General features: G+C 71.7%; 18 protein-coding genes. 14 read left to right on the top strand and 4 right to left on the bottom strand.

Translation table 11 applies throughout. The features are described from left to right. Positions 1–59: 59 nt before the first annotated feature. Together HPT28_RS02010 and HPT28_RS02015 are read left to right on the top strand one after the other, a co-directional pair. Positions 60–701, top strand: a complete 642-nt coding sequence (locus HPT28_RS02010; RefSeq protein WP_219088591.1) for a DUF6114 domain-containing protein — start codon at positions 60–62, stop codon at positions 699–701. After that, a complete protein-coding gene (locus HPT28_RS02015; RefSeq protein WP_308119038.1) occupies positions 691–1,974 on the top strand; it encodes a hypothetical protein in 1,284 nt (427 codons plus the stop codon). The genes HPT28_RS02010 and HPT28_RS02015 overlap by 11 nt, the downstream gene beginning before the upstream one ends. A gap of 99 nt (positions 1,975–2,073) precedes the next feature. Here HPT28_RS02015 and pyk read toward each other — a convergent pair whose 3' ends face one another. Both pyk and HPT28_RS02025 read right to left on the bottom strand, forming a co-directional pair. Continuing rightward, complete coding sequence (gene pyk / locus HPT28_RS02020) at positions 2,074–3,501, bottom strand: pyruvate kinase (protein WP_219088592.1); 1,428 nt, start codon at positions 3,499–3,501, stop codon at positions 2,074–2,076. A 54-nt stretch (positions 3,502–3,555) separates the two neighbouring features. Then, positions 3,556–4,761 (bottom strand): acetate/propionate family kinase, encoded by a 1,206-nt coding sequence (locus tag HPT28_RS02025; protein ID WP_219088593.1) that lies wholly within the window; start codon positions 4,759–4,761, stop codon positions 3,556–3,558. Positions 4,762–4,990: 229 nt separating this feature from the next. Here HPT28_RS02025 and HPT28_RS02030 point away from each other — a divergent pair, with 229 nt between their 5' ends. Further along, positions 4,991–6,016: an ATP-dependent 6-phosphofructokinase gene (locus tag HPT28_RS02030; RefSeq protein WP_219088594.1), complete on the top strand. Its 1,026-nt coding sequence runs from the start codon at positions 4,991–4,993 to the stop codon at positions 6,014–6,016. Between the two features lie 157 nt (positions 6,017–6,173). Here the strand turns inward: HPT28_RS02030 and HPT28_RS02035 are convergent, their stop codons facing one another. Next, positions 6,174–6,944, bottom strand: a complete 771-nt coding sequence (locus HPT28_RS02035) for an alpha/beta hydrolase (protein ID WP_308119045.1) — start codon at positions 6,942–6,944, stop codon at positions 6,174–6,176. On the opposite strand from HPT28_RS02035, the gene HPT28_RS27555 reads away from it, so the two are divergent. The 11 genes from HPT28_RS27555 (at position 6,834) to HPT28_RS02085 (ending at position 18,183) form a co-directional block, all read left to right on the top strand. Next, the gene (locus HPT28_RS27555) at positions 6,834–7,121 is read left to right on the top strand and encodes a hypothetical protein (protein WP_308119047.1); all 288 of its coding nucleotides are present in this window, start codon (positions 6,834–6,836) and stop codon (positions 7,119–7,121) included. The two genes, HPT28_RS02035 and HPT28_RS27555, sit on opposite strands and share 111 nt — an antisense overlap. 410 nt (positions 7,122–7,531) lie before the next feature. After that, a complete protein-coding gene (locus HPT28_RS02040) occupies positions 7,532–8,677 on the top strand; it encodes a hypothetical protein (RefSeq protein ID WP_219088596.1) in 1,146 nt (381 codons plus the stop codon). Next, entirely contained in the window at positions 8,674–10,041 is a 1,368-nt protein-coding gene (locus HPT28_RS02045; protein ID WP_219088597.1) for a hypothetical protein, read from the top strand. Before HPT28_RS02040 ends, HPT28_RS02045 begins: the two co-directional genes overlap by 4 nt. Before the next feature lie 6 nt (positions 10,042–10,047). Continuing rightward, the gene (locus tag HPT28_RS02050) at positions 10,048–10,791 is read left to right on the top strand and encodes an SDR family NAD(P)-dependent oxidoreductase (protein WP_219088598.1); all 744 of its coding nucleotides are present in this window, start codon (positions 10,048–10,050) and stop codon (positions 10,789–10,791) included. A 26-nt stretch (positions 10,792–10,817) separates the two neighbouring features. Next, positions 10,818–11,594: a hypothetical protein gene (locus HPT28_RS02055; RefSeq protein ID WP_219088599.1), complete on the top strand. Its 777-nt coding sequence runs from the start codon at positions 10,818–10,820 to the stop codon at positions 11,592–11,594. Positions 11,595–11,616: 22 nt separating this feature from the next. Then, positions 11,617–12,531 (top strand): carbon-nitrogen family hydrolase, encoded by a 915-nt coding sequence (locus tag HPT28_RS02060; RefSeq protein WP_219088601.1) that lies wholly within the window; start codon positions 11,617–11,619, stop codon positions 12,529–12,531. Then, on the top strand, positions 12,528–13,517 hold the full coding sequence (locus HPT28_RS02065) for an alpha/beta hydrolase (protein WP_219088603.1): 990 nt from the start codon (positions 12,528–12,530) through the stop codon (positions 13,515–13,517). Before HPT28_RS02060 ends, HPT28_RS02065 begins: the two co-directional genes overlap by 4 nt. 236 nt (positions 13,518–13,753) lie before the next feature. Beyond that, positions 13,754–14,977, top strand: a complete 1,224-nt coding sequence (locus HPT28_RS02070; RefSeq protein WP_219088605.1) for an ATP-grasp domain-containing protein — start codon at positions 13,754–13,756, stop codon at positions 14,975–14,977. Beyond that, entirely contained in the window at positions 14,974–16,185 is a 1,212-nt protein-coding gene (locus HPT28_RS02075) for an MFS transporter (RefSeq protein ID WP_219088607.1), read from the top strand. The genes HPT28_RS02070 and HPT28_RS02075 overlap by 4 nt, the downstream gene beginning before the upstream one ends. Positions 16,186–16,240: 55 nt before the next feature. Continuing rightward, complete coding sequence (locus HPT28_RS02080; protein WP_219088608.1) at positions 16,241–17,929, top strand: AMP-binding protein; 1,689 nt, start codon at positions 16,241–16,243, stop codon at positions 17,927–17,929. After that, positions 17,926–18,183: an acyl carrier protein gene (locus HPT28_RS02085; protein WP_219088610.1), complete on the top strand. Its 258-nt coding sequence runs from the start codon at positions 17,926–17,928 to the stop codon at positions 18,181–18,183. The genes HPT28_RS02080 and HPT28_RS02085 overlap by 4 nt, the downstream gene beginning before the upstream one ends. Positions 18,184–18,214: 31 nt before the next feature. On the opposite strand, the gene HPT28_RS02090 is transcribed toward HPT28_RS02085, so the two are convergent. Then, positions 18,215–19,486, bottom strand: a complete 1,272-nt coding sequence (locus HPT28_RS02090) for an ATP-grasp domain-containing protein (protein WP_219088612.1) — start codon at positions 19,484–19,486, stop codon at positions 18,215–18,217. Positions 19,487–19,526 lie beyond the last annotated feature (40 nt).

Genomic DNA, 19,526 nt, shown 5'->3' on the forward strand with positions numbered 1-19,526 from the left:
TCTCCCGCACCTCTCTCCACCTTCACCACGGCATTGCCGGTTCCAGGGAGCTGTTTTCCATGAGCGCCGAGTCTCCGGGTCTCCGCGGCCGACTCACCGACTGGCGGCTGCGGTTCCGCGCCTGGCGGCGCAGCCGGCCCTTCTGGGCGGGGCTGCTGACCCTGCTGGGCGGTCTGCCGATCGCCTACTTCCCCTACGCCAACCTCAACCTCGGCCACATGACGCTGACGATGGCCACCACCGCGGGAGCGGGCTCACTGATCATCGGCGTGCTGCTGGTGACGCTCGGCCTGACGATGTGGTTCCAGCAGGTGGTCCGGGTCTTCGCGGGCGTCGCCGCCATCCTTCTTGCCCTGATCTCCATACCCATCTCCAACCTGGGCGGGTTCTTCATGGGCTTCCTGCTCGCCCTCGTCGGCGGGGCCCTGTCCGTGTCGTGGGCGCCGTACGAGCCGGCCGACGAGAGCGGCGAGGACGACGGCGAGGACCCGGCGCGGACGTCGGCGACCCCGGCCGGGGACGCCGACGACCGGACCCCCGAACCGGCGGCGACCGAGCGGCCGGAGCCGGAGCTGTCGAAGTCCGCGCGACCGGAGACCGGACAGGCCGAGGCGTCCGGGGAGGAGGCACGCGAGGAGACGGCCCGTGAGCCGGCCGTCGCCGGGACCGAACCGACCGGGGGGAAGATCAGTGCAGCGTGACGACAAGCCCGGGCCCGACGCCGGGCAGGAGGCCCTGCGCGGCCGTGGCACGGGCCCGCGCCACGCGGCACCGCGCAGGTCGCTGCTGACGCGGGTACAGCTCCCCGCGGGCAGGGCCATCGCGCTCGCGGCGATGCCGAGCGCCCTGCTGTTCGGCATGGGACTGACGCCCAAGCTGGCGCTCGCCGACGAGCCGGTGAACCCCTTCGCGCCGGGGCCGTGCGTCACACAGCCGGACGAGGGGAGCCAGCCCGAGCCGGAGCAGCCGGAGCAGCCGGAGCAGGAGACCGGCGAGGGCCGGGACGGGGACGGCCGGGACGGCGGTGCCGAGGAGCCCGAGGCTGGGGAGCAGCCGGCGGAGCCGGAGCCCACCCCGGAGCCCACCGAGCCGGCGCCCGAGCCCACCCCGGAGCCGGAACCGCAGCCGGAACCGGAGCCCGAGCCGGAGCCGGAGAACCCCTGGGACCCGCTGGGCCTGGGCGACGCGCTGGAGGATCTCTTCACCGGCGGCGACAAGGGGTCCACCGCGCCGCAGGGCGGCTCGGAGGCCGTGGTCGAGCCGCGGCAGGAGACGGTGGCGCAGCCCGCGGCGGAGCCGGAGGGCACCGACGCGGTGGCCGGGATCGTCGACGACACCGTGGAGCGTGCCGACGAGGCCGTGGACGAGACGGAGCGGGCGATCCGCGACGCCGCCGAGCAGGCCGGTGCCGACGTCGAGGAGCTGCCCGAGGACGTCACGGACGGGGTGACGCGGGAGCCGCAGCCCCAGCCGGACGCCGACGGCAAGCAGCCCTTCCCCTGCCCCACCCACGACCCGGAGGCGCTGGCCAACGCCGAGCTGGAGCAGGGCATCCCGCTGCTGCCGGACGAGCCGTGGCGGCTGGAGTCCTCCAAGCTGGTGCTGCGCGGGCTCGACTACCACGGCATCGTCGAGGTCAGGACGGCCGGCGGCAAGGTCAAGAAGGCGCTGAAGTTCACGGCCGACACCGTGGACATCGGGGATCTGCACCAGCTGGTGGTGGGTCCCCAGGGCACGACGTCGCACGTGCGGGCGGAGTCGGGCTCGACGTCCACCTTCCGGGGCGGCACGGTGACGATGTACACCGAGGAGCTGAAGGGCAACCTGTTCGGGCTCATCCCGGTGACGTTCAGCCCTGAGACGCCGCCGCCGCTGAACGTGCCCTACGCCGTCTTCACCGACGTGCACGTGACGCAGGCGGCCCAGTTCGGCGGCACCCTCACCATCCCGGGCATGCGCCTGTACTCGGACTGAGGTCCGCGGCCGGGGCACGCCCGCGGCCACGGCGTGAGAAAGGCCGGGCCCGCCGCATGGCGCGGCGGGCCCGGCCTTTTCTTCGTCCCGGGGTCCGGGTCAGCGGCTGCCCTGGCCCAGGTGCAGGACGCGGACCATGTTGGTCGTGCCGGGGACGCCCGGCGGGGTTCCGGCGGTCATGATCATCACGTCGCCCTCGCTGTACCGCTGGAGCTTCAGCAGCTCCCGGTCCACCAGGTCGACCATGGCGTCGGTGTTCTCCGCGTGCGGTACGACGAACGTCTCGACGCCCCAGCTCAGCGTGAGCTGGTTGCGGGTGCCGGGGTCCTCGCTGAAGGCGAGGATCGGCTGCTCGGCCCGGTAGCGCGAGAGCCGCCGTGCCGTGTCGCCCGACTTGGTGAAGGCGACGAGCGCCTTCGCGCCGAGGAAGTCGGCCATCTCGCAGGCGGCCCGGGCCACCGAGCCGCCCTGGGTGCGCGGCTTCTTCCCCGGCACCAGCGGCTGCAGGCCCTTGGAGAGCAGCTCCTGCTCCGCCGCGATGACGATCTTCGACATCGTCTTGACGGTCTCGATGGGGAACTGGCCGACCGAGGACTCGGCCGACAGCATCACCGCATCAGCCCCGTCCAGGATCGCGTTCGCGACGTCGGACGCCTCGGCGCGCGTCGGCCGCGAGTTGGTGATCATGGACTCCATCATCTGGGTCGCCACGATGACCGGCTTGGCGTTGCGGCGGCACAGCTCCACCAGGCGCTTCTGCACCATCGGCACCCGCTCCAGCGGATACTCGACCGCCAGGTCGCCACGGGCCACCATGACGCCGTCGAACGCGAGGACGACCTGCTCCATGTTCTCGACGGCCTGCGGCTTCTCGACCTTGGCGATGACGGGCACCCGGCGCCCGACCTCGTCCATCACCCGGTGCACGTCGCGCACGTCCGAGGCGTCCCGCACGAAGGAGAGGGCGACCATGTCGGCGCCCATCCGCAGGGCGAACTTCAGGTCGTCGACGTCCTTCTCGCTGAGTGCCGGGACGTTCACGGCCGCGCCGGGCAGGTTGATGCCCTTGTGGTCGGAGACGACGCCGCCCTCGATGACGATCGTGTGGACCCGCGGCCCGTCGACCTCGGTGACCTGGAGGGCCACGTTGCCGTCGTTGATCAGGATGGGGTCGCCCTTGGACACGTCGCCGTTGAGGCCCTTGTAGGTCGTCCCGCAGATGGTCTTGTCGCCGGGGACGTCCTCGACGGTGATCGTGAACTCCTCACCGCGGACCAGCTCGACCGGGCCCTCGGCGAAGGTGCCCAGCCGGATCTTGGGCCCCTGGAGGTCGGCGAGCACGCCCACGGCGCGGCCCGTCTCCTCGCATGCCTTGCGGAGCCGGGCGTAGCGCTCCTCGTGCTCCCGCTGGGTGCCATGGCTCATGTTGAAGCGGGCCACGTTCATGCCTGCCTCGATCAGCGTCTTCAGCTGTTCGAAGGAGTCAACGGCTGGGCCCAGGGTGCAGACGATTTTGGAACGGCGCATGGTGTCGATCCTATCGTTTTGTTTAGACGCCAAACGTACTGGGGGTGATCTGCCTCACCCCGCATCCTTGACCAGGGCATATGTCTGCGTGGCGATCTCCAGCTCCTCGTCGGTGGGCACCACGGCGACGGCGACCCGAGCGTACTGCGGCGAGATGACGCGCGCCGTGGACGACAGCTCGGAGTTCAGCCGCTCGTCCACGGCCAGCCCCAGCTCCGCCAGCCCGGCCACGGCGGCTCGTCGCACCCGCGGCATGTTCTCCCCCACGCCCGCCGTGAAGGCCACCGCGTCCACGCGGCCGAGGACCGCGCAGTAGGCCCCGATGTACTTCCGCAGCCGGTGGACGTAGATCCCGAAGGCCAGCTCGGCGGCGGCGTCGCCCTCGTCCATCCGGCGGACGACCTCCCTCATGTCGTTGTCCCCGCACAGTCCGAGCAGCCCGCTGCGCCGGTTCAACAGCTCGTCCACCGCCTCCGCGTCCAGACCGGCCGTCCGGGTCAGATACGTGACCACCGCGGGGTCGAGGTCCCCCGAGCGGCTGCCCATCACCAGCCCCTCCAGCGGGGTGAAGCCCATCGAGGTGTCCACGCAGCGCCCGGCGGCGACGGCGGCGGCCGAGGCGCCGTTGCCCAGGTGCAGCACGATGACGTTGACGTCCGCGGGGTCCCTGCCCAGCAGCTCGGCGGTACGGCGCGAGACGTGGGCGTGCGAGGTGCCGTGGAAGCCGTAGCGCCGGATGCCGTGGGCGTCCGCCGTCTCCACGTCGACCGCGTACCGCGCGGCGTGCTCCGGAAGCGTCGTGTGGAAGGCCGTGTCGAAGACCGCGACCTGCGGCAGCCGGGGGTTCAGCGCGCGGGCGACGCGGATGCCACGGAGGTTGGCCGGGGTGTGCAGCGGCGCCATCGGGGTGAGCCGTTCGATCTCGGCGAGCACGGCGTCGTCCAGCACCGTGGGCCGGGTGAACCGCGCCCCGCCGTGGACGACCCGGTGCCCGACGGCGGCCAGCCGGGGGGAGTCGAAGCCGAGGCCGTCCCGCTCCAGCTCCTTCGCCAGGGCGCGCAGCGCCGTCTCGTGGTCGGGGACGTGCGGCGACCTCTCCCGCACGGCCCCGTCGCGCGGGGTGTGCACCAGCCGGGAGGCGTCCTCACCGATCCGCTCCACCAGCCCCACGGCGAGCCGGGTGCGGTCGGACATGTTCAAGAGTTGGTACTTCACGGACGAGGAGCCACTGTTGAGGACGAGGACGTGGCTGGCGGTCATGCCGGGCCCTTCCCTTCGCCGACGGGGTCGACCGCGTGTTCCGGCGGCGACCGACCGCACGGATACCCGGTTCCGCCCGGGTGGAACCGGATACGCTGCAGACGATACGCGCGAAGGGCGACATATCGCGCGGTGAAGGCCAGCATGAGGACAGCCCCGTGGGCTGTGTTCAGGACGTGAAACAATCCCCCCTCCATCGGACCGTCACCCGATCAGGAGTAGCGATCACATGCGTATCGGAGTCCTCACCGCCGGCGGCGACTGCCCCGGCCTGAACGCCGTCATCCGGTCGGTCGTGCACCGGGCCGTGGCCGACCGCGGCGACACGGTCATCGGTTTCGAAGACGGTTACAAGGGGCTGCTGGACGGCCGTTACCGCGAGCTCGACCTCAACTCCGTCGCGGGCATCCTGGCCCGGGGCGGCACGATCCTCGGCTCCGCCCGGCTGGAGCGCGGCCGGCTGGCCGAGGCCTGCGCGAACGGCGAGGAACTCCTCGCGCGTCTGGGCGTCGACGCGCTGATCCCGATCGGCGGCGAGGGCACTCTGACGGCCGCCAGCATGCTCTCCGAGGCGGGTTTGCCCGTCGTCGGAGTGCCGAAGACCATCGACAACGACATCTCCGCCACCGACCGCACCTTCGGCTTCGACACCGCGGTCGGGGTGGCCACCGAGGCGATGGACCGGCTCAAGACCACCGCCGAGTCCCACCAGCGGGTGATGGTCGTCGAGGTCATGGGCCGGCACGCCGGGTGGATCGCGCTGGAGGCGGGCATGGCCGGCGGCGCCCACGGCATCTGCCTGCCCGAGCGGCCGTTCCAGATCGACGCGCTGTGCAAGATGGTCGAGGAGCGCTTCTCCCGGGGCAAGAAGTTCGCGGTCCTGTGCGTCGCGGAGGGTGCCCGCCCGGCCGAGGGCACGATGCCCTACGAGAAGGGCGTGATCGACCAGTACGGGCACGAGCGGTTCACCGGTATCGGCAACCGTCTCGCCCGCGAGCTGGAGGACCGCCTCGGCACGGAGGCCCGTCCCGTCATCCTCGGCCACGTCCAGCGCGGCGGCACCCCGACGGCCTACGACCGCGTGCTCGCCACCCGCTTCGGCTGGCACGCCGTGGAGGCGGCGCACCGCGGCGACTTCGGCATGATGACGGCCCTGCGCGGCACCGACATCGTCATGGCCCCGCTCGCCGACGCCACCCGGGTGCTGAAGACCGTGCCCCAGGCCCGGATGGACGAGACCGAAGCCGTCTTCTGAGCCCGTCAGGGCGCACCCATCGGCCCTCGCCGGGGACCGGGACGGCGCCGGGCGGGGCGGTGCCACGCGCTGACACCCGAGCGCCGGGCGGGGCGCGCACGGGTGCGGCCGCGCGTTCCCCGCCGGAAAGGTGGAGGAGTTGTGGGAATTCCGTGACTCACCCTGCGCGCACGGTGAAAGCCGCCCTCAGAGCGGCCGCCTGGTCCGCGTGTGCCCGGCGACTGGCCGCGGCGTTCGGGGCGGCGAGTTCGAAGCCGTGAAATGCCCCCGCATAGCAGTGGAGTTCGACGTGGACGCCATCGCGCATCAGACGGCAGGCATAGTCGATTCCCTCGTCGCGCAGTGCGTCGACCTCGGCCACCAGCAGGTAGGCGGGAGCCACCCCGTGGAAGTCGTCGCACCGGGCCGGCACCGCGTGCGGGGGCGGCCCGCCCCCCGGCTCGCCCCCGAGGTAGTGGCGCCACATGTGCGGGCTGTCCTCGACGTCCCAGCCCGAGGCGCGGCGGAAGCGCCGGACGGAGCCGGTCTCCAGCCGGTCGTCCAGGGCCGGGTACAGGAGCAGCTGAAGCACCAGGGCGGGGCCACCGCGGTCCCGGGCCATGAGGGCGACCGCCGCCGCGAGGTTGCCCCCCGCGCTACTGCCCCCCACGGCGACGCGCGTGCCGTCCCAGCCGCGCGTGTCCGCCGTCCGCACGACCTCGGACACGACGGCGTAGCCGTCCTCGGCCGGTGCGGGGAACGGATGCTCCGGCGGGCGCCGGTATTCCACGGAAACCAAGGCGCAGTCGGCCTCCCGTACATACCGAACACAGCGGTCGTGTTCCGTTTCCAGATCACCCGCGACAAACGCGCCGCCGTGGAGGTAAACCAGTACCGGAAGGGGCGCGGAGTTCTTTCTGTTTTTCGGTTCGTAAATGCGGACCGGGATTTCTCTGTCACTGTCGTCCGCGGGTGCGACAACGGTATTCCGGATCGCCACGTCGTCCTGCTCCGGGGCCGGCCCGCGCAGGGCCCGGGAGAGGGCGACCGCCCTCCGGAAGTTGCGGCGGGCCTTCAGTGGGTCATCGAAGGACACGAAGGGCTGCCGCCGCTCGGCATCCCGTAGGTCGTTGTCAAGTAGCGCTGAAATGTCTTCCGTTGACGTCATGGGCCGGACTGTAGCGCGGGCGCTGTGACGAACAGTAGTCAGGTCGTTCTGGTGGTTCCACATACTTTGCGGCCTGTGCGGCATATGTCGCACTGATGAACTCCGGTCATATTTCCGCTGGCCGCCGCCCGAAAGCCGAGCGACTCGTTCCGGTGGGCCAGCGGATTCCAGCCAAATCCATTGACCATTGATCACGTGCTGGGTAGCTTCCAGGGGTGCGACGTCGGGCCAACCTTTTTGACGATCCTTGAAGGCTACTCTCCGTCGCGCACTCCGCAGCTGTTCGGTGGAGTCCCGTAATTCGCGCAACGTCCAAATGGAACGCAGACACAATCTGTCACTCGTTTGCCCGGAGGGGTGAGTGTTCCGTGGAATCGTCCGTGAAACTCCTCGTGGACGCGCTGCTGGTCGTGGGGTTCGGAGTGCAGCACTCCGTCCTCGCCACGCTGCGCGTCAAGCGCGTTGTCAAGGCCAAGACCGGGATGGAGGCGCTGGCCTGGCGCTCCGTCGAGTCCCTGGCCAACGTCGTGTACATCCTCGTCGCGGCCTCGCTGTGGCAGCACACCGGTGATGTGGTGTGGGAGCTGTCGGGCGCCGCGATGGTCACCATGTACGTCCTCGTCGTGGCCTCGTGGCTGTGGTACTGGCAGCTCCACCTGTTCGAGTACGACTGCGGCCTGGCTTTCGGCTCCACCACCCTCGTGGCGCAGACCGCCGGCGCCCAGGGGCCCAAGCTGATCAACTGGAAGGTCGGGACGCGCCGCTGGATCCGCTTCCCGGTGCACACCGCGTTCTTCGGCATGTTCTTCTGCCTGCCGACCATGACCACCGATCTGCTCGTGCTGGCCGTGGTGATCAACGTCTACAACGTCATCGGCAGCATCCTGTACGACAAGCGCCTCCTCACCCTGGCCGGTGACGCCTACCGCCCGTATCTGAACCGCACCGGTCTGATCCTCCCGCCGGTCTACCGCAACCCCAAGGGCGCGGCCGACCTGGAGATGGCGGCACCGCGGCACTGGCGCAAGCCGTCCATGCACCTGCCCGGCCTCGTCGTCGGCATCGGCCTCGGCGTCATGTACCACTTCCTCATCGGCGCGCACGCCGTCACCGGTACGGACATGCTCAAGGCCGGCGGCGCGGGTCTCCTCGGCGCCGTCGTCACCGGGTTGATCCTGGGTGCGTGGCTGAAGCCTCGAGCCTCGGACTGGGGCCAGCAGCAGACCGACCTGTCGACCACCGTCGCCCTCAACGCCGCGACCGGCGTGGTCACCTGGGCCGTCATCGGCTGGATCCAGACGGGCCAGGCCCCGCCCTTCGCCGCCTTCCTGCCGCTGTGGTTCACCGTCCAGTACCTCGGCCACGTCTTCGCCTTCCTGGCCGACCGCAAGAAGTGGTCCGTCTCGCTCGTCCCCGTCGACGAGGCCCCCGCTGCGCAGCCCGCCGCGCAGCCCAACCCCCGGACCCCCGTCGGGAGCGCTCTCACGGTGGAACAGGCCGGAGGCCGCGGGTGAGTACGACCGCGGAGCAACACCCCACGCACAGCGCGACCCTGGACATACCCCTGCGCCAGACCATCCACGGGTACCCCTACTGGCACCGCGACGAACCCGTCGTCGCCGTGTCCCGGATGGATCCCGAGTACGCGGAACTGCGCCGGAACTTCCCCGACAGCTGGCGGTACCTCGTCCGGGTGAAGAAGCTCTTCGACAGCGTCAGCGCCCTGGACGCGCCGTCCCTCTCGGGCGACGACCCGCAGTACGCCGAGCGGATCGACGCGCTGCTCACAACGGCCGCGGACACGCTGCTGCGCTTCGCCGAGGCGGAGCGGGGCCCGGCCACCCGCGCCGTCGTGGAGCACGCCCGCACCGCCGCCCAGCGGCTGGCCGACCACGTGGTCACGCGGGAGTGGAAGCCCGTCACCCTCTACGAGCCGCGGCCGGGCGAACCGTGGCTGTACTGCGGTCCCATCAGCACCTGGGCGACCCGGGACGTGGCCTCCCCGGTCGCCCTGCTGGTGGCCGTGCCCGACGCCGGCCTCCAGGCGGAGGTGGACGAGGTCAGCTCGCGGGTCGACGCGGCCCGCGCGGAGGCGGCGCGTGTCCTGGGCGGGCCGGTGCGGTCCGTCCAGCAGCTCCACCCCACCATGCAGATCACCGACCTGCTGCTGGCCGGGGGCGAGTCGGTCTCCGGGCACAAGAACTTCGCCCACTTCTTCCCGCTGGAGGCGGCGGGGTCCACGGTGCTCGGGCCCGAGTTCACCGTCGTCTTCGCCAACGTCCACCGCGAACGGCTCCGGCGGTGCTCGCTGGAGCTGCTGCGGGGGGTGGCGGACGCGCCGGACGAGGCACGGCTGGACGAGGCGCTGCGTATGTCGCTGCGCTGGTTCCGCTGCCACGACCTCGGGCACTTCTGGCGCCGCACCTCGATACCGGGCGACGGCCGGCCCGCGCAGGGGCTTGAGCACTTCGAGCGGATGGCGCTGGAGGAGGCCTACGCCGACACCCTCGGACTGCTCACGGCGGATGCCCTCGGCGGGGCGGGCGAGGCGCTCGACACGGCCTTCGCCGCCGAGCTGATCCGCTATCTGTCCCGACGACACCACCACTTCGCCGACAGCGCGGCGGCCATGCTCACCCTCGGCTGGATCCAACAGCACGCGGAGGCCGCCGACTTCCCGGTCAAGCGTCGCTTCTTGCAGAAGTCGCGCCCCACCCTGGAGGATCTGGTGCGCACCCTGCACGACGTCCTCTGGGACGCCGACGGGGCACAACTGGTCCGTCTCCGCTCGGCGTTGGCCAAAGGTGCCGCATACTACGACACCCTGGCCGAGCACCTCGGCTCCACCCCCACCGACCTCTCCTACACCTTCGGATAAGGACATATGACCGCTCGAACTGTCGTCATCTCCGGAGCCTCGTCCGGAATCGGCCTCGCGACCGCGCGCCGCTTCGCCGAAGCGGGTGACCACGTCGTCAACCTCGACCTCAGCGAACCCGCTCCCGGCGACGCGGTGGGGCAGTGGCTCCACACGGACGTCACCGACTGGGCCGGTGTACGACAGACGGTGGACGGCGTCGTCGCGGAGCACGGCTCCGTCGACGTCGTCATCGCCAACGCGGGCATCAGCCTGCGCCGCCCCTTCGTGGAGATGACCGAGAAGGACATCAGGCAGCTGATGGACATCAACGTCATGGGCGTCATGGCACTGTGGCAGGCCGCTGCGCGTCACATGATCGAGGCGCGCAGCGGTGTGCTGCTGGCCACGGCGTCCACCAACGCCTCCGCGGGCTACCCCTACTACGCCGACTACAACGCCTCCAAGGCCGCCGTGCTGGCCCTGACCCGCAGCCTGGCCCTGGAGCTGGCCCCCCACGTGCGCACGGCCTGCGTGAGCCCCGGCTACGTGATGACGCCGATGCAGCGCGCCGAGTACACGGACGAGATGTTCGCCGAGGTCAACGCCAAGATCCCGGCCAACCGCCACGCCGACCCGGCCGAGATCGCCGAGACCTTCTTCTTCCTGGCCTCCGACGGAGCCAGGTTCGTCACCGGCCAGCAGCTCGTCGTCGACGGCGGCGAACTGGCCGGCGGTACGGCGTCGGCCCACGGAACCATGTTCGCCTGACAGGTCAGAACCAAAAGGAAGCCATCATGACCTCGACCGCGGCCGTCGCCCACGGCCTTCCCCTGATCACCGACGTGCTCGGGGAGGCCCTGGAGCGCTGCCGGACGACCGCCCTCGACGGCGGACTGACCGCCTACGTCGTGGACAACCCCCGGCAGAACCTCAGCGTCTCGGCGCACCACCGTGTCTACGACGCCCTGGTCCCGGTGACCACCCAGTCCTTCGAGGCCGACATGACGCCCTACTGGGCGCAGCGGAGCAAGGAGGGCTACCTGGAGCGGCTGGCGGAGTTCGTGCTCGTCGCCGACGAGGAGGGCGCCATCGTCGGCTGGACCGGGCACCATCTGCTCCGGTTCGACGAACACGTCATCGCCTACCTCGACTCCACCGGGATGGTGCCCCGGCGCCAGTCCAGGGGCACCATGCGCAAGCTCATGGGGGAGCGGGTCGCCGAGGCGGTGCTGCCGAACTGCCCGGGCGACCTGCCCGTCTACCTGACGGCCCGCACCGAGAGCCCGATCTTCTACCGGCTCATGCGCGGCCTCGTCGACGGCGGCACCGTCTTCCCGCACCCGAGTACCCCGCTGCCGGCGGACGTCGCGGCCTGTGGCGTCAGTCTGGCCACCTGGCTGGGCCAGCGGCACATCCTGGAGCCCTCCACGCTCACCCTGCGCAACGCGTACGACGCGCTGGACGAGCTCTACGGTGAGCTGCCGACGACCGGGGACCCGGAGCTGGACGCCATGTTCCGCGGCACCCTCGGGCCGCTCGACGCCTTCCTCATCATCAGCAGGATCCGCTGAGCGACCGCGACGGGAGACAGTGGTGCGCGCTGTTCTGCTCCAACTCGACGTGGACCGCCGGGAGTCCTTCCCCCGACGGGTCGCGGCGGTGTGCGACCGGGTGGTCGCCCACCGTGGCGCGGACCTCGTCGTCCTGCCCGAGCTGTGGGCCACCGGCTACTTCGCCTTCGACGCCTACGAGGAGACGGCCGAGCCCCTGGCCGGCCCGACCGTTCGGGCGCTGGGCGAGGCCGCCCGGGCGGCCTCGGTCCATCTGCACGCGGGCAGCGTGGTGGAGCGGGGCCCGGACGGCCGGCTCCACAACACGAGCCTGTTGTTCGGGCCGGACGGCGAACTCCTCCACACCTACCGCAAGTTCCACCTGCTGGGATACCGGTCGCGGGAGGCGGAGCTGCTCGCCCCGGGGGACGGCGTGCGGGCGCGGGACACCGCGCTCGGCCGGGCGGGCCTGGCGACCTGCTACGACCTGCGCTTCCCCGAGCTGTTCCGGGCCCTCGCCGGCGACGGCGCCGAGCTGCTGATCGTGCCCGCCGCCTGGCCGGCGTCCCGGATCGAGCACTGGCGCCTGCTGGTACGGGCCCGGGCCCTGGAGAACCAGGCGTTCCTGCTCGCCTGCAACGCCGCCGGGCGGCAGGAAGGCGTCGAGGTGGGCGGCACCAGCATGGTTGTCGACCCCTGGGGGACCGTGCTCGCGGAGGCCGGAGGCGAGGCCGGCACGCTCACCCTGGACCTCGACCCGGCCGAGGTGGGCCGGACCCGGGCCGCGTTCCCCGCCTTCCACGACCGGCGCCCCGTCCCCGCCGCGGGCCCCGGGCCCGCCTCCGCCCCGGGGGACGGCCCGGCCCCGCCCCCGCGGCAGCTGGCGGCCGCCGATGGCCCGCCTCCGTCCCGTCCCGACCCGACCACCCCGTCGCAGCCGCTGAGGAACCGCCCGTGACCCTGACCGTGCCCGAGGGCATCGACCCGGAACTCGCCCGCGCCGCCGGGCTCCAGCCCGACCTCGACTACGCCCGCCCCCAGGAGGCCCGCGCGGCCCTCGCCCGCGCCTACCGGATCTCCAACGCGATGCGCGGCAGGGCGGCACCACGGGACGAGGTGGCGGTCACCGACCGCACCGCGCCGGCGCGGGAGGGAGAGGCCGGCATACCGGTCCGCCTCTACGCCGCGCACGGGTCCGTGGAACCGGCACCGGCCCTCCTCTTCTTCCACGGGGGCGGCTTCGTCACGGGGAACCTGGAGACGGAGGACGCCCGCTGCCGGGAGATCGCCCGGCGCACCGGCATCGTGGTGATCTCGGTCGACTACCGGCTCGCGCCCGAGCACCCGTTCCCGGCCGCCTTCGAGGACTGCTACGACGTCCTGGTGTGGGCCGCGGGCAACGCCGCCGAACTCGGCATCGACCGCGAGCGCGTCGCCGTGGGCGGCACCAGCGCGGGCGGTGCCCTCGCGGCGGCCGTCTCGCTGGCGGCCCGCGACCTCGACGGGCCGCGGGTCGTCCACCAGCTCATGTTGTATCCGGTCACGGATCACCGCATGACCACGGATTCGATGAAGGAATTCGACTCCACACCGGGCTGGCATCAGCGCAACAACGTCCACATGTGGCGCCATTACCTGGGTTCCGGCACGCCCGAATCCGTGTCCCCCTATGCCGCTCCGGCCATGGCGGAAGACCTGAGCGGACTTCCGCCCGCCTATGTCATGACGGCGGAGTTCGATCCGCTGCGGGACGAGGGGCTGGCCTACGCGCGGCGATTGCTGGCCGCGCGCGTTTCCGTCGAGATCCGTCACTTTCCCGGCACCTTCCACGGGTTCGACGCGGCGGCGGCCGAGGCGACGGTCACCCGCCGGGCGCTCGACGAGCAGTGCGCCGTGCTCGTGCGGGCCACGGGCGCACGGCCGCTCGACCCGGCCCTGGAGTGAGGCCGTCCCGGCCACCGTCCCCGCGGGCCGCGCCCTTCCCGTTCGGGAGTGCCGGACGGTGTCGGCCGGGTATTCCGCGGTGCGCGGATTTCACGCCGGGGCGGCCGATCGAACGGCCGGAATTCTTCGGTTCCGAGGTGGTCCGGAAACGCCCGTTTCCGGGGTGCTGATGTGCCAACTCCTTGGCGTATAAGAATGATTGACAGACAATCGAAGCCTGTGGTGGGGTACGCTGTATGAGCAGGAAGAAGCTGCTACTGATCGGCAGTGGCGGTCAGCCGTTTCGCGACTACGCGCTCAAAGCGATCAGTGAGCGCGTCGACGTCGTTCTGGTCGAGGGCAGGGACCTGTCCTGGCAGGAGCCTTACGTCAGGGGATTCCACCGAATAGACGCCGAGGATTCCGAGCGGCTGCTCGCCGTCGCGCGGGAGGTGTCCCCGGACGGGGTGCTGACCTACGACGAGGCCCTCGTCGAGCCCGCGGCCCGGCTCGCCCGGGAGCTGGGCGTGCCCCACACGGACCCGGAGGCGGTCCGCCGGTGCAAGGACAAGGGCGCCCTGCGCGCCTGCCTCGCCGAGGCCGGCCTCGGCCCGGTCCGTTTCGCCGTCGCCCACGACGTGGAGACGGCCCGCCGGGCGGCGGCAGACATCGGCTACCCCGTGGTCCTCAAGCCCCGTGCCCTCGGGGGCAGCATCGGCGTCGTCCGCGCCGACACCGAGGCGGACCTGCTGGCCGCCTTCGGCACGGCGGACACCGCCCGGGCCGGAGACGGCACCGTCTCCCGGCTCGACGGGGTGCTGATCGAGGAGTACCTCGACGGCCCCGAGTACAGCGCCGACTGCGCCGTGTGGCAGGGGACGGCAACTCCGCTGGTCGTCGCGGAGAAGGAGATCGGCTTCGCGCCGTACTTCGAGGAGCTCGGGCACGTGGTGCCGGCCCGGCCGCACCCCGACCTGGACGCGGCCCTGGAGATGGTCGCGGCGGCGCACAAGGCGGCCGGCCTGGACAACCTCGTCACCCACGCGGAGTTCCGGCTCACCAGCCGCGGCCCCCGGATCGTGGAGATCAACGTCCGGCTCGGCGGCGACCTCATCCCGCACCTCGGCGCGCTCGCCCACGGCGTGGACCTCGCCGGGGCCGCGGCCGACATCGCGGTGGGCCGGGAGCCCGACCTGTCCGCGCCCGGCGACGGCACCGCCGCCATCACCATGATCTATCCCCCGCAGGCCATGCGACTCGACACGGTGCGGCTGGCCGAGGCACCCGACGCCTACCCCGGCCTCGACCGCTTCGTCGCCTTCCTGCCGCCCGGCACCGAGGTTCGGCTGCCGCCCGAGGGCTTCCTCTCCCGGATGGGGTTCGCCGTCGTCAGCGGAGCCGACCGGGACGAGTGCCTGCGACGCCGGCGGGCGGTGGAGGCGGGCGTCGTGATCGAAGGCGAGCCGCTGAGCGCTCGATGAGTACCGACGAGGCGGTCGGCACCGACCGGCCACAGCAACGGCGCTCGGTGCTCCGGGTCGTCCGCGACGCCCCGCGGCCCGTCTGGGTCCTGGTGGCCGGTGTCTTCCTCAACCGGGCGGGCTCGTTCTTCGCCACCTTCCTGGTGCTCTTCCTCAAGCAACTCGGCTTCACCACGCAGGAGATGCCGCTGATCCTGCTCGCGGTCGGCATCGCCACCCCGATGGGCTCGCTGCTGGGCGGCTGGGCCTCGGACCGGCTGTCCCGGAAGGCGTCCCTGGTCGGCTCGACCGTGCTCGCCTCCGGCGGGCTCGCGGTCATCGGCATGTCCCCGAACCGGCCGGTGGCCCTGTGCGGCGTGTTCGCGACCGCGCTGTTCGCGCAGGCCTACCTGCCGGCCGCCTCGGCGCTGCTGGTCGACCACACGAAGGAGGAAGACCGGGTCCCGATCTTCGCCTTCTTCCGGCTCGCGTTGAACCTCGGCTCGACCCTCGGGCCGCTCATCGCCGCCACCGTGGCGAACGACAACCTCAAGACCCTCTTCGTCATCAGCAGTTGCACCTACGCCGCGTTCAGCCTGCTGCTGTGGCTGGGCCTGCCGGCCGTCCCGTCCCGGGCCCGCACGGCCGACGCGCGGCGGGCCGCGGGCGGCGGGCTCCCGCCGCTGCGCCTGATCCTCTTCTACGGTTCGATCATCGCCATCACGGCCGTGTACGTGCAGTACACCTCCACGGTCGCGCTGGCCGTCGAGGAGGGGCACAGCGCCAGCGCGTACGCCCTCCTGCTGACGCTCAACAGCGGGCTGGTGATCCTCTTCGAGATGCCGCTCAGCGGGCTCACCCGCCGGGTGCCCTGGTGGATCCCCGCGGCGATCGGCACCCTGCTGATGACCTTCGGCATCGTGCTCACGGGCGTGGCCGGCCCGTACTGGCTGATCGCCGTGGCGGTGGGCGTCTGGACCGTCGGCGAGATGCTGTTCTCGCCCGTCGTCAGCAGTGCCACGGCCGCGCTCTCCCCGCCCGACCGGGTCGGGCTCTACCAGGGCTACCTGGCCACGGTGCAAGCCGTGGCCTTCGGCCTCGGACCGGCCGTCGGCACGTACCTCTACGGCATTGGCACCGGGCTGCTGTGGCTGAGCTGCTCCGTCGTGGGCCTGCTGGCCTGCCTCGGCTTCCTCGGCGTCAGCCGCTGGGCCCGCAGCCCGGGCTGACGGACGGCGCACCTCCGGCCCCGTGTACGTCGGCACCCCCAGCTTGGAGAAGGCAATGCGTGAACAGCAGGTCCCGGCAGGCACCGGCCTCCCGCGCCACGACCACTCCGACGGCCCCCGGGTCGTCCTCGAATGGCTGCGCCGCAGCACCTCGGGCGGCGTCCGCGTCTTCGACCGCGACGGGGCGCGGTTCATCTCCTGGCGCGCGGTGCTGGACGACGTGACGGCGCTCGCGAAGAGCCTGGAGTCCCACGGCTTCCGTGCGGGCATGCGCGTCGGCATCCGCGGCCACAACTCCTACCCCTGGCTCGTGCTCGACCTGGCCCTGCTGGAGCTCGGGGCGACGCCCGTCGCCATCCCCGTCCCGGACTTCAAGGGTCGCGGCAACGCGGAGATCTCCGAGACCTACGGGCTCGCGGCCGTGTTCGCGGGGAGGGAGGCCCGTGGCCGCTCCGAGGACGCCGCCGTGGCCCCGCTCGACACCGTGCTCGACCAGCCCCTCGCCGTCACCCCGCGCGACCCCGCCCCGAGCCCGGCGGGGGAGCGCGTCCCCGCCGACGGTCCGGAGCCTTTCACTCTCGCCTTCTCCTCCGGCACCGCTGGCCGGGTCAAGTGCCTGCTCATCGCCTGGCCGGGGGTGCGCGAACTGATCGAGGCCCACACGGCGGCCTACCCGTTCCGGCGCGACGACCGTCTCATGATCGCGCTGCCGCTCTCCACCTTCCAGCAGCGCTATCTGTGCTACCTGGCGATGCGCAACGACTGCGACATCGTGCTCACGACGGTCGGCCGGTTCCTGCCCGCGCTGCCGGAGACGCGGCCCACGATCCTCCTCGGCCCCCCGAACTTCTACGAGTTCGTCGAGAACCGCTACCGGAACATGCCCGCCCGCCGGCGGGCCGCGCTCGACGCGCTGGCCTCCCTGGCGCATCTGCTGCCCTCGCCCGGGCTGCGCCGACGCTGGCGGCGGCTCGTCTTCCGCGAGCTGCACCAGATGTACGGCGGGGCGATGCGGCTCATGCTGGTCGGCTCGGCCCCGGTCCGCGACGGCATGCTGGAGTTCTTCGCCAAGGCCGGCTTCGAGCTCTACCAGATCTACGGGATGACGGAGATCGGCTACCTGACCTGGAACCGGCGCGGCGCCAACCGGATCGGCTCGGTGGGGCGCCCCGTCTTCCCGGGCACGGTCGCGATCACCGACGACGGCGAGGTCGTCGTCCGGCACGACCGGCACCTGTGCGTCGGCTACGAGGGAGAGCCCGCCGACAGCGTGCGCGCTGTGCTCCGCGGCGACGACACCATCGCCACCGGCGACCTCGGCGCCTTCGACGAGGACGGCTATCTCTTCCTGCGAGGCCGCAGGAAGAACCTCATCATCACCACGGGCGGACAGAAGCTCCAGACCGAGGACCTGGAGGACGAACTCGCCCGCGCCCGCGGCGTGACGCAGGCCTGCCTGTACCCCCTGGAGGACGGGGGCGGCATGGCGGCCGTGCTCTGGTACGAGGGTGACGAGGACGCCGTCCGGGGCTCGCTGCGGCCGCGTGTCGAGCAGCTCAACGCGAAGCTCGGCGCGGCCCAGGCCGTGCGCGGGATCGGCCTGATGCCCGGACCGCTCACCCCCGACAGCCCTCTGCTCAACCGCAACCTCAAAGTCAACCGCGAGGCGGTGCGCCAGGCCACCGCCGACCGGCTGGAAACCCTCCCCTGGCCCGATCCCCGCACGAAAGGCAGTCAGGCATGACGGAACACCGCACCGCGGATCTCGACACCCCGGTGGCCCAGGTCGCCGAGCTGTGGAGGAAGCTGCTCAAGCGCGACGACGTGCCGCACGACGTCTCCTTCCCCGAACTCGGCGGCGACTCACTGCTCCTGATCGCCATGCTCACCGAGATCGAGGGCGAGTTCGACGTCTACCTGGAGGCCGAGGACATCCTGGACGACCTGACGGTGAACGGCATCGCCCGGGCGGTCGGCCAGGCGCAGGCCGCCGCCTGACCGGTCGAGGGGTCCCGTGACCGGCGGACCGTCACCCGGCGGGCGTGGCCTCGACCTCGTAGAAGCCGCGCCCGTCCAGGTAGCGGACGGTGCCGAGATCGCGCAGCAGGACCTCGTCCACGTCGTGGGCCATCGAGATCGACATCGGGTACGTGGAGTCGTCCACCGTGGGGTGCAGCGTGTCGCCCGGCGCGACCAGGACCCGCACGTCCTCGACGCTCTCCAGCCCGCGCAGCTCCTCCAGACCCCGGTACCCGAGCAGCCTGCCGCCCACGGGGGAGACCATGCCCGCCCAGGCCACGCTGCGGCGCATCACGTAGTCCTCGTCGCAGCGCGCGAGGAAGCGCTCGGGGTCGGTGTACGCGTCCACCGTCCAGCTGATCTGCGACTCACCGGTCGCCCGGGCCGTGTAGCCGGGCAGGTCCAGGCCGGAGACCCGGGCCCCCAGCTCCACCAGGCACGGGCCCTGCGGCGTCATCTTGACCTCGACGTGGGCGGGGCCGTGCTGGATGCCCAGGGCGTCCAGCGCCCGGAAGCCGTAGTCGACGACCTGCTCCTGCACCTCGCCCCGGCGGGGCAGCAGGTGGACGGCGACGGCCAGGTCGCGGATGCCGTTGGCGCTGATCCGGTAGGTCTTCCAGATGTCGCAGACGTGGTGCCTGCCGTTGCGGCTCACCGTGTTGAGGAGGTACTCGGCGCCCACCAGGTACTCCTGCGCGACGACGCCGTCGCCGGGCTCGGAGAAGATGTTGCGACGGCCGGAGAGCCGGCGGAAGGCGCGGACCGACTCCTCCGGCGTGTCACACCACTGCACCCCGTCGTTGGCGGCGCTCCGCAGCGGCTTGAGCACCACGCGGCGCCCCAGCTTCCGGTGCCATTCGGCCAGTTCGTCCTCGTCGGCGACGCGGATCTGCTCCGCGCCGTGCAGACCGTGGGACTTGACCGTCTCGATCATCGCGAACTTGTCCCGCCGCGCCCGGCTCAAGGCGGTGCCGTTGGTCGGGAGGCCGAGCTCCTCCGCGAGGTGCTCGCTGAGCGCGTCCGCCAGTTCCACGCCGATCTCACCCCCGGCCACGACCGCCAGCGGACGGAACGCGGCCACCTGCTCGGCCGTCTTGGCCACATCGCCCTCGTGCACGATCTCCGCCGCATAGGGGTGCGGGTCCGGCTTTCCCTCGTACAGCGCCGGGACCTCCACAGTGCTCTGCACCCGGATGGGCGTGAACCCCGCGGACGCGAATCCCGCGGCCAGCCGCTGGGACAGCGCGTACGTATCGACCAGGGCGATATGGCGAGAAGTCATTCCGGTCAGGTCCGTTCTGTCGGATCGAGCTCCGCGAACA

Source organism: Streptomyces sp. JJ38, assembly GCF_019303475.1.
Classification (GTDB): domain Bacteria; phylum Actinomycetota; class Actinomycetes; order Streptomycetales; family Streptomycetaceae; genus Streptomyces.

Coding starts and splice junctions, on each gene's coding strand:
- HPT28_RS02090 (WP_219088612.1), bottom strand. CDS start 19,486: ATGACTTCTCGCCATATCGCCCTGGTCGATACGTACGCGCTGTCCCAG.
- HPT28_RS02085 (WP_219088610.1), top strand. CDS start 17,926: ATGACGGAACACCGCACCGCGGATCTCGACACCCCGGTGGCCCAGGTC.
- HPT28_RS02080 (WP_219088608.1), top strand. CDS start 16,241: ATGCGTGAACAGCAGGTCCCGGCAGGCACCGGCCTCCCGCGCCACGAC.
- HPT28_RS02075 (WP_219088607.1), top strand. CDS start 14,974: ATGAGTACCGACGAGGCGGTCGGCACCGACCGGCCACAGCAACGGCGC.
- pyk (WP_219088592.1), bottom strand. CDS start 3,501: ATGCGCCGTTCCAAAATCGTCTGCACCCTGGGCCCAGCCGTTGACTCC.
- HPT28_RS02030 (WP_219088594.1), top strand. CDS start 4,991: ATGCGTATCGGAGTCCTCACCGCCGGCGGCGACTGCCCCGGCCTGAAC.
- HPT28_RS02070 (WP_219088605.1), top strand. CDS start 13,754: ATGAGCAGGAAGAAGCTGCTACTGATCGGCAGTGGCGGTCAGCCGTTT.
- HPT28_RS02025 (WP_219088593.1), bottom strand. CDS start 4,761: ATGACCGCCAGCCACGTCCTCGTCCTCAACAGTGGCTCCTCGTCCGTG.
- HPT28_RS02055 (WP_219088599.1), top strand. CDS start 10,818: ATGACCTCGACCGCGGCCGTCGCCCACGGCCTTCCCCTGATCACCGAC.
- HPT28_RS02010 (WP_219088591.1), top strand. CDS start 60: ATGAGCGCCGAGTCTCCGGGTCTCCGCGGCCGACTCACCGACTGGCGG.
- HPT28_RS02050 (WP_219088598.1), top strand. CDS start 10,048: ATGACCGCTCGAACTGTCGTCATCTCCGGAGCCTCGTCCGGAATCGGC.